This is a genomic window from Pseudomonas sp. CC6-YY-74 (assembly GCF_002025205.1).
Taxonomy (GTDB): Bacteria; Pseudomonadota; Gammaproteobacteria; order Pseudomonadales; family Pseudomonadaceae; genus Aquipseudomonas; species Aquipseudomonas paeninsulae.
In genome coordinates this window covers 1,311,901-1,325,926 of record NZ_CP019947.1, presented here as the reverse complement: position 1 = coordinate 1,325,926, position 14,026 = coordinate 1,311,901, and the positions used below count along the sequence as shown (strand labels likewise).

Genomic DNA, 14,026 nt, shown 5'->3' with positions numbered 1-14,026 from the left:
GGCCAACGGCTTCCCTGGCCCCGTAGCAGCAGGGCACTCATACCAGCACTCCCGCTGCGCTGCGTCCGGTCAGGCGCCGCGACAGGCGGTCGAAGTACAGGTAGATCACCGGCGTGGTGAACAGGGTCAGCACCTGGCTGAGCAGCAGGCCACCGACCATCACCAGCCCCAGCGGCTGGCGCAACTCGGCGCCGGAACCGCTCGCGAGCATCAGCGGAATGGCGCCGAACAGTGCCGCCAGGGTGGTCATCAGGATCGGCCTAAAGCGCAGCAGCGCCGCCTGATAGATCGCCGCCTCGGGCGCCATGCCCTGGTTGCGCTCGGCGTCGAGGGCAAAGTCGATCATCATGATCGCGTTCTTCTTGACGATGCCGATCAGCAGGATGATGCCGATGATCGCGATCAGGCCCAGCTCATTGCCGCTCAGCAGCAACGCCAGCAGCGCACCGACCGCCGCCGAGGGCAAGGTCGAGAGAATGGTGATCGGGTGGATATAGCTCTCGTAGAGCACACCCAAGACGATGTACATGGTGACGACAGCAGCCAGGATCAGCAGCAAGGTGCTCGACAGCGAGGCGCGGAAAGCCTCGGCCGCGCCCTGAAACTGGGTCTGCACCCCGCCCGGCAGACCGATGTCCTGCTCTACCCGCTCGATCACTGCCACCGCCTCGCCGAGGGACACCCCCGCAGCCAGGTTGAACGACAGGGTCGCCGCCGGGAACTGACCGATATGGTTGATCAACAAGCTGGCGGCGCGCTCGTCGATGCGCGCCAGCGACGACAAGGGAATTTGCCCGCCGTCGGCCGTCGCCACGTGGATCTGCCGCAGCGCGGCCGGGCCGATGCTGCCGGCGTTCTCGCTCTCCAGCACCACCCGGTACTGACTGGCCTGGGTGTAGATGGTGGAAATCTGCCGCTGGCCGAAGGCGTCGTACAGTGCGTCGTCGATGTCGGCGATGCTCACGCCGAGGCGCCCGGCGCTGTCCCGATCGATCTGCAGGAACACCTGCAGGCCGCGACTTTGCAGGTCGCTGGCAACATCGCTGAGTTGCGGCTGTTCACGCAGCGCGGCGACCAGTTTGGGCACCCATTCCTCCAACAAAGCCTGCTCCGGCGACTCCATGCTGAACTGAAATTGAGTGCGACTGACCCGGTCCTCGATGGTCAGATCCTGCACCGGCTGCAGGTACAACTCGATGCCGGTAAGCCTGGCCAGTTCGGGGCGCAGGCGCTCGATCACCTGGCTGGCGGTGACATCGCGTTCGGCATGCGGCTTGAGGTTGATCAGCAGGCGCCCGCTATTGAGGGTCGGATTGTCGCCATCCACGCCAATGTAGGACGACAGGCTGACCACCGCCGGATCCTCCAGGATCACCTCGCCCAGGCGCTGTTGGCGCTCGCTCATGGCGGCGAAGGAAATCGACTGCGGCGCCTCGGAAATGCCCTGGATCACCCCGGTGTCCTGCACCGGAAAGAAGCCCTTGGGCACGGCCAGGTAGAGCAACACGGTCAGGGCCAGGGTGGCGATAGCGACCAACAGCGTCAGCGGCTGACGCTTGAGCACCCACTGCAACCAGATGCCATAACGCGCGATCATGCCGTCGATAACCGCACCACTGGCCTTATAGAAGCGCCCCTGCTCCGCCTCCGGCTCACGCTTGAGCAGACGCGCGCACATCATCGGCGTCAATGTCAGCGACACCACCAGGGAAATCAGGATGGCCACCGCCAGGGTGATGGCGAACTCGCGGAACAGTCGGCCGACCACATCGGCCATGAACAACAGTGGAATCAGCACGGCGATCAACGAGATGGTCAGCGAGATCAGGGTGAAGCCGATCTGCTTGGCGCCCTTGAGCGCCGCATTCAGTGGGGTTTCGCCTGCTTCCAGGTGGCGAGCGATGTTTTCCAGCATGACGATGGCATCGTCGACCACGAAGCCGGTGGCGATGGTCAGGGCCATCAGGGTCAGGTTGTTGATGGTGAAGCCTGCCAGGTACATCACACCGAAGGTGCCGATCAGCGACAGCGGCACCACTATCGACGGAATGATCGTCGCCGACAGCTTGCGCAGGAACAGGAAGGTCACCAGCACCACCAGCAGTACCGCCAGCAACAACTCGTGCTGCACGTCCGTCACCGCGGCGCGAATGGTCTGGGTGCGGTCGGTCAGCACGCTGACCTCGACAGTGGCCGGCAAGCCTGCGCTGAGGCTGGGCAGCAAGGCCTGGATCCGCTCGACCACCTCGATCACATTGGCGCCGGGCTGACGCTGCACATTGACCAGTACCGCTTCATTGCGGTTGGCCCAGGCCGCCAGGCGACTGTTTTCTGCGCCGTCGATGATCTCGGCGACATCCTTCAGGCGCAGCGCCGCGCCGTCCTGATAACTGAGGATCAGCTCGCGGTATTCGTCCGGAGATTTCAACTGGTCGTTGGCATCCAGTTGCGAGACGCGGGTCGGCCCGTCGAAGTTGCCTTTCGGCTGGTTGACGTTGCTGGCGGTAATCAGGCTGCGCACATCCGCGAGGTTCAGGCCATAGGCGGCCAGGGCTAGCGGATTGACCCGGATGCGTACCGCTGGGCGTTGGCCGCCGGCCAGGGTGACCAAGCCGACGCCGCTGGTTTGCGCCAGCTTCTGCGCCAGGCGGGTATCGACCAGGTCGAAGACCTGCGGCAACGGCATAGTGTCCGAACGAATTGCCAGGGTCAGCACCGGGGTGTCCGCCGGGTTGACCTTGTTGTACACCGGTGGCGCCGGCAGATCGCCGGGCAGCAGGTTGCTCGCCCCGTTGATCGCCGCCTGCACCTCCTGCTCGGCGACATCCAGTTGCACTTCCAGATTGAAGCGCAGGGTAATCACCGAGGCGCCAGCGGAACTGCTCGAGGACATCTGCTTCAAGCCCGCCATCTGGCCGAACTGGCGCTCCAGCGGCGCGGTCACCGCACTGGTCATCACGTCCGGGCTGGCGCCGGGATACAGAGTCATGACGCGAATGGTCGGGTAATCCACCTCGGGCAGCGCCGACACGGGCAACATTCGATAGGCGATCAGGCCGCTGAGCAGGATCGCCAACATGATCAGGGTGGTGGCGACCGGGCGCAGGATGAACAGGCGAGAGGCGTTCATGCGTCTTTAGGTATCCGTGCTTCGGCTTGCTTGGCGGTCGGTGTCTGGCCTTCGCCGACCACCTCGACTGCGCTGCCCTCACGCAGGCGGTCGGTGCCCTCCAGCACCAGGCGTTCGCCCACCGCGACGCCCTCCTCGATCAATGTCATCTGGCCATTGCTCGGCCCCGCCACAATCGGCCGCACCTGCACCTTGTCTTGCTCATCGATCACATAGACGAAGGTGCCGCGCGCACCGAACTGCAAGGCTGCAGCGGGAATCAGCAGGGCCTGCTCGCGAGTCTCCACCAGCAGACGGACATTGACGAACTGATTGGGAAACAGCAGCTCTTCGGCATTTTCGAAGCGGGCCTTGAGCTTGACCGTACCGGTGGCGGTATCGATCAGGTTATCCATGCTGTCCAGCTGCCCTTCGGCCAGCTTGAGTTTCTCGCTGCGGTCCCAGGCTTCGACGCGCAAGGTCTGCCCCGCCCTGAACTGGTGCAGCACCGCCGGCAACTCGGCCTCGGGCAAGGTGAACATCAGGGCAATCGGCAGGGTTTGGGTAATCACCACCAGCGGCAGTGCATCGGCGGAACTGACCAAGTTGCCGCGATCCACCTGACGCAGGCCGAGACGCCCACTGATGGGGGCGCGCACCTGGGTGAAGTCGAGGTTCAGACGCGCCTCGGCGACTGCGGCCTGGTTGCTCTTGAGGGTGCCGCGGTACTGATTGACCAGGGCCTGCTGGGTATCGAGGGTCTGTTTGGCAATCGAGTCTTCTTCGTACAGGCCGCGGTAACGGGCCAGGTCCAACTCGGCATTGTGCAACTGCGCCTGATTTTCCTGCTGCACCCCCAGGGCCTGTTGCAGGGCCACTTCATAAGGCCGCGGATCGATCACCGCGAGCAGATCGCCGGCCTTGACCCGCTGACCATCCTCGAACAGCAATTTGACCAGCTCACCTTCGACCCGGCCACGCACATTGACCGTGTTGTAGGCAGTCACGGTGCCCAGGGCTTTCAGCTCAATCGGGAAACTGCCTTGCGTGACAGTCGCCACCCGCACCGGCACTAGCCCACCATCACCCCAACGACCGCCGGCCTGGCTCTGCGGTTTAGCAGGCCAGAACCACCAGATCAGCACGAGCAGAAGCGCCAACAGCATCAAGCCAATCAGCCATTGGCGTGACTGCGTCGAGGTACGGGGTATTGCAGTTGTTTCAGGCATGGCAGGGTCACTTCCTTGGAATGCCTGAACGATAAGCAGTGTCAGGCATGAAGCAAAGCCTCTTTACCGGCTATTTACCTCCAGCTGACGTTGCTAAGCCCCTGAGCCACAAATGAAAACGGCCCCCACGGGAAGCCGTCGGCTATGTTGCCGGGTATTGCCGCAGCGCCCAGCTCAATTCGGCCGCAGCAGATCGTGCTGGGCAAACAGCTCGACCAGCCAATCGACGAACACCCGCACTCGCCGCGACAGCTGTCGGTGCGGCGGGTAGAGCGCCGCCAGCGGCATCGGCGCCGGGCGCAAATCGGCGAGGATCTCGCGCAGGCTGCCGGTCGCCAACTGCTCGCGCAGGTGGTAATAAGGCGCCTGGATGATGCCCATCCCCGCTTCGCAGGCGGCGACATAGCCTTCGGCGGTACTCAGGGCGATGCTGCCGGGCAGCTCCAGCTCGACTCGTTCGCCACCCACGAGGAAATCCAGGGGAAGACGCCGTCCGGTGCGGGCAGAGAAGTAATTGACGGCGCGGTGCCCCTCCAGCTCGGCGAGCGTCTGCGGGGTACCGTGGCGCGCCAGGTAGGTCGCACTGGCGCAGGTGATCTGCGGCAGTGCCGTCAGCGGCCGCGCCACCAGACTGGTGTCGTACACCTCGCCAGCGCGCAGCACGCAGTCCACCCCTTCGCGAATCAGGTCCACCGGCCGGTCGCTGGCGCCGACCTCCAGCTCGATGCGCGGGTAGCGAGCGCAGAAATCCGGCAGTGCCGGGATCACCACGCGGTGTGCCAGCGAGGCCGGCAGGTCGACCCGCAAGCGTCCCTGCGGGCCGCTGCCGCTCTGCGAGAAGAACGACTCGGCTTCCTCCAGATCGGTCAGCAACCGCAGGCAGCGCTCGTAGTAGGCCTGACCATCCAGGGTCGGGCTGACTTGGCGGGTGGTACGGCGCAGCAGTTGCACCCCGAGGTGGGCCTCCAGCTGCTTGATCAGTTGGGTGACCGAAGCCCGCGGCAGGCCCAGGCTGTCCGCGGCCTTGCCGAAGCCGCGCAGTTCGACGATCCGACTGAACACCTGCATGGCGAGAAAACGATCCATCTGCAACACCACTATTTCGAATAAGCAAATAGTTAATACGTTTTCACCATGTTTATCCATCCTGAACAAACAGCCAGACTGGGCGTGACTCTTCCCCACCACACAGGAGCACTCCCATGAAAACCCGTCGACTCGGCCGCAACGGTCCCTTGGTCTCGGCAATTGGGCTCGGTTGCATGGGCATGAGCGAGTTCTATGTCGCCGGCCGCGATGAGCGTGAATCCATCGCCACCGTACACCGGGCCCTGGAACTGGGCCTGAACCTGCTCGACACCGCCGACGCCTATGGCCCGCACAGCAACGAGCTGTTGCTGGGCAAGGCCCTGGCCGGCAGGCGCGAGCAGGCCTTCCTGGCCAGCAAGTTCGGTTTGTTGCGCGACCCGCAGGATCCACAGCGACGTGGCGTCAGCGGCAGGCCGGAGTATGTGCGCCAATCGATCGAGGGTAGCCTCAAGCGGCTTAACACCGACTACCTGGACCTCTACTACCAGCACCGCATCGACCCCGAGGTGCCGATCGAGGAGACCGTCGGCGCCATGGCCGAGCTGGTTCAGCAGGGCAAGGTGCGCTACCTCGGCCTGAGCGAGGTAGCGCCGGAGACCCTGGAACGTGCCCACCGGGTGCACCCGATCAGCGCGGTGCAGAGCGAATACTCGTTGTGGACCCGTGACCCCGAGGAGAATGGCGTGCTGGCGACCTGCCGCCGTCTGGGTATCGCCTTCGTGCCCTACAGCCCGCTGGGACGCGGCTTTCTCACCGGCACCCTGAAGAGCCCGGAGGACTTCGCCGCCGACGATTACCGGCGCTTCAGCCCGCGCTTCCAGGGCGACAACTTCGCCAAGAATCTGCAGTTGGTCAGCCAGGTCGAACAACTGGCCGCGGATAAAGGCGTGCTGGCCTCGCAACTGGCGCTGGCCTGGGTGCTGGCCCAAGGCGAGGACCTGCTGCCGATCCCCGGTACCAAACGCCGCAGCTACCTGGAACAGAACGTCGCCGCGCTGGACGTTCAACTGAGCGCCGCCGAGATCGCCACTCTGGACGGGATTTTTCCGCCGCAAGCCGCCGCGGGTGAACGTTATGCGGCGGAATCAATGGCGATGCTGACGCGCTGAATCTATTGGCAAAAAAAACGGCCTACCGAAGTAGGCCGTTCTTGTCCGCATCGTTTGCGATTACTTCAGCACAGCCAGGGCCGCCTCGTAGTTCGGCTCGTTGCCGATCTCGGCGATCAGTTCGCGGTGCAGGACCTTGTCGTGCTCGTCCAGCACCACCACGGCGCGGGCAGCGACGCCGGCCAACGGGCCGTCGGCGATAGCTACGCCGTAGTTTTTGAGAAACTCGGCACCGCGCATGGTCGACAGGTTGATCACGTTTTCCAGGCCTTCGGCGCCACAGAAGCGCGCCTGGGCGAACGGCAGGTCGGCGGAGATACACAGGACAACGGTGTTATCCAGCTTGCTGGCGCCGGCGTTGAAGGTGCGTACCGAGGTCGCGCAAGTTGGGGTGTCGACGCTGGGGAAAATATTCAGCACTTTGCGTTTGCCCGCCAGGCTGGCCAGGCTGACATCGGCCAGACCGGCGCCGACCAGGGTGAAGGCCGGAGCTTGCTGACCGACCTGTGGCAGCTGACCATCGACTTGTACCGGATTGCCATGCAGGGTTACTTGAGTCATTGAGATGTCCTCTTTTGTCGGGAAATGAAAACGAATACAGAGTTAAGCATGCCACCTATGAAAAAACTCCGAAACCCAGGGCTTTTTCCATGCACCGCCAGCTTCTGGATAGGGCGAACCCGTTCACCCGACCTCAGGGCCAGCTGCAAGTACTAGTAGTAGCAACCAACCCTGCTGGCAATCAGGCGTTGCGGGGTGAATGGATCGCCAGCATACCGGCTGCTAATAGGGCATGGCTTTGGACATACCGCTAGGTCCGCACACTGTCCCAGGCGACTTGGGCCAACAACTCGCGGCAGTCGGCCAACTGGGTCTGCGTCCTGCCGGCCAGCCAGTTGCGCGCGAAGTCGTGGGTTGGCCCGATGATCACCGAGGCGAAGCAATCGCTTGGCATCGCCCTGTGCAACGCTGCCGAACTGGCTGCCGGGACCATGACCGACGCCTCGATCCCGGCCGGCTGCCGCTGGATTCCACGCGGCATGACGGTGGAATACCTGGCCAAGGCCGACGGCGATGTGCGCGCCGTGGCCGATGGCGCCGCCGTGGACTGGAACAACCTGGGCGATGTGACGGTGCCGGTGATGGCTTACGTCGGCGACAAAGCGGTATTGCGCGCCGAGATCAGCATGTACGTCAGTCGCGCCTGAAACGCGACGGCCCGGAAAACCGGGCCGTCGTTGGCAGGCGAGTAAGTGCCGGTCGCAGGCAACAGAACCAGGCAGTATTTCTCAGTCCACCCGCACCAGTACCCGGCCAACCAGCTTGCCGGCGAGTATCTGGCCGATGACCTCGGGCAACTGCTGCAGGCTGACTTCAGTCACCAGGCGCTCGAGGCCATCGAGCTTCCATTGCAGCGAGAGCTTGTCCCACATGGAGGCTTTGACCACCAGCGGCAGTTCGACCGAGTCGACCCCCATCAGGTTGACCCCGCGCAGGATGAACGGCAGCACGCTGCCCTTGAACGCCACCCCGGCGGTCAGCCCGCAGCAAGCGGCGCTGCCACCGTAGCGCAGCGACTTGACCACATTGAACAGAATATCGCCGCCGACGGTGTCCACCGCGCCAGCCCATTGCTCCTTGAGCAGTGGGCGCTCCGCGCCTTCCTGCAACTCGTTACGCGGGACAATCTGCCCGGCGCCCAGGCCCTTGAGAAACTCGCCCTGTTCGGCCTTGCCAGTGGACGCCGCCACGCTGAAACCAAGTTTGCTCAGCAAAGCCACGGCAATACTGCCTACGCCGCCGGTCGCCCCAGTCACCAGAACAGGCCCGGCATCCGGGAGCACGCCGGCTTGCTCCAATTTGGCGACGCAGAGCGCAGCAGTCAGGCCTGCGGTACCCAGCACCATGGCCTCACGCAGGGACAAGCCTTGCGGCCGTTTCAGCGCCCAGGCCGACGGAATCCGAATGTACTGAGCAAAGCCGCCCGCCGTATTCATGCCCAGGTCATAGCCGGTCACGATCACTTCATCGCCCACGCTGAATTCGGCGACGCTCGACTGCTCGACCACGCCCGCCGCATCGATACCTGGGGTATGCGGAAAATGTTTGGTCACGCCACGGTTGCCACTGGCGGACAGGGCATCCTTGTAGTTCAACGACGAGTAGCGAACCCGAATCAACAGCTCGCCGGCCGGCAGTTCGCTGATAGTGCGCTGGACAATCGCTTGTTCGAACTCACCCGTCGCACTTTCGCGGGCCTGCAGTGCTGTGAACGTGGTCATTTTCATCCCCCAGGGCAAAAGTGGATTACCAGAAACGCTGCTGATTGAGGCGGCTTAGCCAATTCAAGCTGAAACGGTCCAAGGCTACGCTGGCCGCCAACCCGACACGTTCCTGCAAGCTTTTCTTCTCGGCGTAGTGCAAGTGAAACAGTTCTGCCTCCTTGGCCCGCTCAGCCAGGTATTCGTCGCTGGTCTTGAGTTCATCGACCAGTTGTTTTTCCAGCGCGGCCAGACCCAGCCAGACTTCGCCGGTGGCGATGTCGTCGATGTCCAGTTGCGGCCGATAGCGGGCGACGAAGTTCTTGAACAGCTCGTGGATGACTTCCAGGTCTTCCTGGAATTTCTCCCGGCCCTTCTCGGTATTTTCGCCAAAGATGGTCAGGGTGCGCTTGTACTCGCCAGCGGTCAGCACCTCGAAATCGATGTCGTGCTTTTTAAGCAGGCGGTGCACGTTGGGCAACTGGGCAACCACGCCGATGGAACCGAGCATGGCGAAGGGTGCGGAAATGATCTTCTCACCGATACAGGCCATCATGTAGCCGCCGCTGGCCGCGACTTTATCGATGCAGATGGTCAGCGGGATGCCCGCCTGGCGAATACGCGCCAGCTGCGAGGACGCCAGGCCATAGCTGTGCACCATGCCACCGCCACTTTCCAGACGCAGCACCACTTCATCCTGAGGGGTGGCCAGACTCAGCAACGCGGTGATTTCATGCCGCAAGCTGTCAGTCGCCGATGCCTTGATATCGCCATCGAAGTCCAGGACAAATACCCGCGGCTTGTGCACCCCGGCTTTCTTCGCCAACTTGGCCGCCTTGGCCTCTTCCTTGTGCGCCGCCTTGAGTTGGTCCTTGTCCAGCACGGCCTGCTCGAGGCGTTGGCGCAGCTGCTTGTAGAAGTCGTTGAGCTTGTCCACCTGCAAATGCCCGGCAACGCGCCGGCCCTTGCTGCGTGCTGCTACTGCTGCCACCAGAATCACCAGAACAGCCACAACCAGCGTTACCGTTTTGGCCAGAAAGGCCGCATATTCTGCGAAAAACTCCACGCATGTCCCCTCATTATTCACTTCAGCGCCAGTGTCGCTCAGCGCTCGTTGCAACCAAGCATACCGACGCCACCGCCCGCCGGCCAGTTGCCTGGCGTGCAGGCATGAATGACAGTCCATAAATTCAAACAAGCGTATGTTTTTTCGTTGACAGGCCTGTGCGATCCTCATACGCTCGGCGAACTTTTACCGAATCTGGATAGTGGCAAACGTGGGCAGCATTTACCTGATCAGACATGGCCAAGCCTCATTCGGCGCCGATGACTACGATGTGCTCTCGCCCATCGGTATTCGTCAGGCCGAAGTGTTGGGCGCGCACCTGGCTGATCTCGGCATTCGCATCGACCGTAGCCTGAGTGGCGCATTACGCCGCCAACAGCACACCGCCAACGCGGCGATGAGCCAGTTGAGCAACAGCGGTCAGGCAATACCTGATTTGTACGTGGATGCCGCCTTCAACGAGTTCGATGCCGACGCGGTGATCCACAGCCTACTTCCTGGCCTGCTTGGCGAAGAACCCGAAGCCCTGCATGTGTTACGCAACGGGGCACAGAACCGCGCCGAGTTCCAACGCCTGTTCTCATTGCTGATCGGTCGCTGGATATCCGGCGAATACGACCAGCATGGCCTGCAAAGTTGGCAGGCATTTGTCGAACAGGTCCAGGGTGGCCTGACCCGCCTGTTGCAACAGGCCGATAGCAAGCAGAACATCGCGCTCTTCACCTCCGGCGGCACCATCACCGCACTGCTGCAGTTGATCACCGGCGTGCCGGCCGCCAAGGCCTTCGAACTGAATTGGCAAATCGTCAACACCTCACTGAGCTGCCTGAAATTTCGCGGCAGCCAAGTGAGCCTGGCTTCCTTCAACAGCCATGTGCATTTACAGCTGCTGAAGGAGCCGGAACTCATCACCTACCGCTGAGCTCCGGCCTACCGCGCCCATAAGGGCGCGAGAAAACCCTGAAAACAAAGGAAGACATCATGAGCGTTGCAGACATCATCAATACCATGCAGTCCAAGTTCAATGCCCCCGCCGCGGCGGGTCTGGATCTGGTGTTCCAGTTCAACATCGAAGACGGTGATAACCACTACCTGGTCATCAAGGACGGCACCTGCGACGTCCAGCAAGGCGATGCCGACAACGCCAGCGTGACCCTGATCATGGACAGCGAAACCCTCAAGGGCATCACCAGCGGCGAGACCGATGGCATGCAAGCGTTCATGGGCGGCAAGCTGCGCGCCGAAGGCGACATGATGCTGGCCATGAAGCTGGGCGAATTGTTCCCAGTCTAAGCTTCACTGCAGCAGCCTCAGCGAAAAACCGGAGCCCCAAGCTCCGGTTTTTTTTCGCCTGCAGGCTGGCCTGCAGATCAATCAGGCTGTTTGATTAAGCGGCAACACGAGCGTCTATAACGGCGTGTATTACTTGTTACGGCCAGGGTGCAGTATTAGATTGAGCAATAATCTAGAGCACCCATTATAAGTAGAAGGGATAAGTATGGCGCTTACTGACCAGTCCACTCGCATCCGCGAGGGCGAAGAGCTCGACATTGCGATCATCGACCCGTACCTCAAGTCGCAGATTCCCGGCCTGACTGGCGAGCCACGGATCAGCCAGTTCCCCGGCGGCGCATCGAACCTCACCTACCTGATCGAATACCCCGAGAAGGAATTCGTCCTGCGGCGTCCGCCATTTGGCCACAAGGCCAAATCCGCTCACGACATGGGCCGCGAGTACCGCATTCTCAACCAGCTCTACGAGGCCTTCCCCTACTGCCCGAAAGCCTACGTGCACTGCACGGACGAAGCGGTGATCGGTGCCGAGTTCTATGTGATGGAACGGGTCAACGGCATCATTCTGCGCGCCGACATGCCGGCCGAACTGAACCTCGATGCCGACAAGACCCGCCAGCTGTGCAAGAGCTTCATCGACAAGATGGTCGAGCTGCACAACGTCGACTACGCCGCCTGCGGCCTCGGCGACCTGGGTAAACCGGAAGGCTATGTAGAGCGCCAGATCGGCGGTTGGAGCGCTCGCTACGAGAAGGCCCTGACCCCTGACGCGCCGCTGTGGGAACCGGTCAAGGCGTGGCTGAAAGACAAGATGCCGGCCGACCACCCCAAGCCGGCCATCGTGCACAACGACTACCGCTTCGACAACGTGATCCTCGACCCGCAGAACCCGATGCAGATCATCGGCGTGCTGGACTGGGAGCTGACCACGCTTGGCGACCCGCTGATGGACCTGGGCAACACCCTTGCCTACTGGATCGAAGCCGACGACCCGGCGGCGGTACAAATGATGCGCCGCCAGCCGAGCAATGCCCCCGGCATGCTCAGCCGTCAGGAGTTCGCCGACTACTACGCCGAACGCGCCGGCATCGAAATCAAGAGCATCGACTTCTACTACACCTACGGCCTGTTCCGCCTGGCCGGTATCGTGCAGCAGATCTACTACCGCTATTACCACGGCCAGACCCAGGACAAACGCTTCGCGCAGTTCATTCAAATGAACAAACTGCTGGAGCAGATGAGCCTGCAGGTCATCGCCAAGTCGCAGTTGTAATCGGCCGAACAGGCCTTCAACAAGAAAGGAAACGTCCATGTCCAAGACCCAACTGTTCGATCTCGATGGCAAGATCGCCTTCGTCTCTGGCGCCAGCCGCGGTATCGGTGAGGCCATTGCCAAGCTGCTGGCCCAGCAAGGCGCCCACGTGATCGTCTCGAGCCGCAAGATCGACGGCTGCCAGGGCGTCGCCGACGCCATCATCGCCGACGGCGGCAAGGCCACCGCGATGGCCTGCCATATCGGCGAAATGGAGCAGATCACCAACGTGTTCGCACAGATCCGCGAGCAGTTCGGTCGCCTGGACATCCTAGTCAACAACGCGGCCACCAACCCGCAGTTCGGCAATGTCCTGGAGACCGACCTGTCGGCCTTCCAGAAGACCGTCGACGTCAACATCCGCGGCTATTACTTCATGTCCATCGAAGGCGGCAAGCTGATGAAGGAAAACGGCGGCGGCAGCATCGTTAACGTCGCCTCGATCAACGGCGTCAGCCCAGGTGAGATGCAAGGCATCTACTCGGTGACCAAGGCCGCAGTGATCAGCATGACCAAGGTGTTTGCCAAGGAATGCGCGCAGTTCGGCATCCGTTGCAACGCCCTGTTGCCGGGTCTGACCGACACCAAGTTCGCTTCGGCACTGACCAAGAACGACGCCATCCTCAACCTGGCCCTGCAGCGCATCCCGCTCAAGCGCGTAGCCGCCCCGAGCGAAATGGCCGGCGCCGTGCTGTACCTGGCCAGCGACGCCTCCAGCTATACCACCGGCGTGTCACTGAACGTCGACGGCGGCTTTCTCTCCTGATAAAGACCGGCGCCATGCAAAAAGGGACCTTCGGGTCCCTTTTTGTTTGCGCTCAACCACGTTCTACTGGGGTGACCTCAAGCGGATCTGCGCACCCCACTCACCGCACTCTACTGCCAATCCTGCAACGCCTGCTTGGCCGCTTGGTTCATCGGCTGCACCAGCAGGCCGGTTGACGTCAGGCTGATGCTGTATACCGCTTGGTCGGCGATCGGCAGGTAGGTGACCCGGCGTGCCTGGGCATCGAACATGAACAGGTCATGCCGGCCCAGGCGTAGCCAGCGCCACAGGTCGATGCCATAGGGGCTCTGCGCCAGCTCGACCTGGGCCTGCTGAGCTCGCGCCTGTTGCTCGATGGAGAGGAAGCGCCCCGAGAGATTTTCCAGGCGGTAGCCGGGTTGCAGTCCGATCAGTGCAGCGAGCCCCTTCCAATGGAGAAAACGCGCATCCAACTGCCACAAGTCCCCCTCCAGCAGCACACTGCGCTCGCTCCCGCGCTCCAACAGATTGACCCGATAACGTGGGCCGTCAGCCTCGAAACTCAAGGTCACCAGCGGTTTGTCTTCCGGCAACGGGGCATAGCTATAGAGGTCGTAGGCCACCAGGCCGATGAAACCGGCCAGGGCCAGAAAGGCCAGACCGCAGGTGCCGCGCAGCCAGCCGAGGAACCAGTGGCTATTGAACAAAATTCGCGCGGCAATCAATACCGCCAGCAAAGCCAGTAGCGCCGTCGCCCATGCCAGACCGTCGTATTGCATTGAGTCAGTTCCTTGCCCGTGAAAATGCCGGCAT

12 protein-coding genes and 2 pseudogenes are annotated in these 14,026 nt (G+C 62.3%); 6 read left to right on the top strand and 8 right to left on the bottom strand.

All coding sequences use genetic code 11. From position 1 onward, the window contains the following. Nucleotides 1-37: 37 nt before the first annotated feature. The 3 genes from B2D37_RS06175 to B2D37_RS06165 form a co-directional block, all read right to left on the bottom strand. Nucleotides 38-3,130 (bottom strand): MdtB/MuxB family multidrug efflux RND transporter permease subunit, encoded by a 3,093-nt coding sequence (locus B2D37_RS06175; RefSeq protein ID WP_079201890.1) that lies wholly within the window; start codon nucleotides 3,128-3,130, stop codon nucleotides 38-40. Further along, a complete protein-coding gene (locus B2D37_RS06170; protein WP_079201889.1) occupies nucleotides 3,127-4,338 on the bottom strand; it encodes an MdtA/MuxA family multidrug efflux RND transporter periplasmic adaptor subunit in 1,212 nt (403 codons plus the stop codon). The genes B2D37_RS06175 and B2D37_RS06170 overlap by 4 nt, the downstream gene beginning before the upstream one ends. A 174-nt stretch (nucleotides 4,339-4,512) precedes the next feature. Beyond that, the gene (locus tag B2D37_RS06165) at nucleotides 4,513-5,424 is read right to left on the bottom strand and encodes a LysR family transcriptional regulator (protein WP_079201888.1); all 912 of its coding nucleotides are present in this window, start codon (nucleotides 5,422-5,424) and stop codon (nucleotides 4,513-4,515) included. A gap of 116 nt (nucleotides 5,425-5,540) precedes the next feature. On the opposite strand from B2D37_RS06165, the gene B2D37_RS06160 reads away from it, so the two are divergent. Then, entirely contained in the window at nucleotides 5,541-6,536 is a 996-nt protein-coding gene (locus B2D37_RS06160) for an aldo/keto reductase (protein WP_079201887.1), read from the top strand. Nucleotides 6,537-6,596: 60 nt separating this feature from the next. Here the strand turns inward: B2D37_RS06160 and tpx are convergent, their stop codons facing one another. Next, a complete protein-coding gene (tpx, locus tag B2D37_RS06155) occupies nucleotides 6,597-7,097 on the bottom strand; it encodes a thiol peroxidase (RefSeq protein ID WP_079201886.1) in 501 nt (166 codons plus the stop codon). Nucleotides 7,098-7,347: 250 nt separating this feature from the next. Next, nucleotides 7,348-7,503, bottom strand: a pseudogene (locus B2D37_RS06150) (TetR/AcrR family transcriptional regulator); the annotation flags it as partial. On the opposite strand from B2D37_RS06150, the pseudogene B2D37_RS06145 reads away from it, so the two are divergent. Next, nucleotides 7,490-7,744: pseudogene (locus B2D37_RS06145) on the top strand (DUF4442 domain-containing protein); the annotation flags it as partial. The pseudogenes B2D37_RS06150 and B2D37_RS06145 overlap by 14 nt on opposite strands. An 81-nt stretch (nucleotides 7,745-7,825) precedes the next feature. Here B2D37_RS06145 and B2D37_RS06140 read toward each other — a convergent pair. Together B2D37_RS06140 and sohB are read right to left on the bottom strand one after the other, a co-directional pair. Continuing rightward, nucleotides 7,826-8,818: a YhdH/YhfP family quinone oxidoreductase gene (locus B2D37_RS06140; RefSeq protein ID WP_079204913.1), complete on the bottom strand. Its 993-nt coding sequence runs from the start codon at nucleotides 8,816-8,818 to the stop codon at nucleotides 7,826-7,828. A gap of 25 nt (nucleotides 8,819-8,843) precedes the next feature. Further along, nucleotides 8,844-9,863 carry a protease SohB gene (gene sohB / locus B2D37_RS06135; protein WP_079201884.1) on the bottom strand — a complete coding sequence of 340 codons (1,020 nt, stop codon included), beginning with the start codon at nucleotides 9,861-9,863 and terminating at the stop codon, nucleotides 8,844-8,846. Nucleotides 9,864-10,074: 211 nt separating this feature from the next. On the opposite strand from sohB, the gene B2D37_RS06130 reads away from it, so the two are divergent. From B2D37_RS06130 to B2D37_RS06115, 4 genes are all read left to right on the top strand, one after another. Continuing rightward, on the top strand, nucleotides 10,075-10,785 hold the full coding sequence (locus B2D37_RS06130; protein WP_079201883.1) for a histidine phosphatase family protein: 711 nt from the start codon (nucleotides 10,075-10,077) through the stop codon (nucleotides 10,783-10,785). 56 nt (nucleotides 10,786-10,841) lie between these two features. After that, a complete protein-coding gene (locus B2D37_RS06125) occupies nucleotides 10,842-11,156 on the top strand; it encodes an SCP2 sterol-binding domain-containing protein (protein WP_154067046.1) in 315 nt (104 codons plus the stop codon). Between the two features lie 205 nt (nucleotides 11,157-11,361). Next, the gene (locus B2D37_RS06120) at nucleotides 11,362-12,429 is read left to right on the top strand and encodes a phosphotransferase family protein (protein WP_079201881.1); all 1,068 of its coding nucleotides are present in this window, start codon (nucleotides 11,362-11,364) and stop codon (nucleotides 12,427-12,429) included. A 37-nt stretch (nucleotides 12,430-12,466) separates the two neighbouring features. Beyond that, nucleotides 12,467-13,234 (top strand): SDR family oxidoreductase, encoded by a 768-nt coding sequence (locus tag B2D37_RS06115; protein WP_079201880.1) that lies wholly within the window; start codon nucleotides 12,467-12,469, stop codon nucleotides 13,232-13,234. Nucleotides 13,235-13,344: 110 nt separating this feature from the next. Here the strand turns inward: B2D37_RS06115 and B2D37_RS06110 are convergent, their stop codons facing one another. Then, nucleotides 13,345-13,992 carry a hypothetical protein gene (locus B2D37_RS06110; RefSeq protein WP_079201879.1) on the bottom strand — a complete coding sequence of 216 codons (648 nt, stop codon included), beginning with the start codon at nucleotides 13,990-13,992 and terminating at the stop codon, nucleotides 13,345-13,347. Nucleotides 13,993-14,026: the final 34 nt, after the last annotated feature.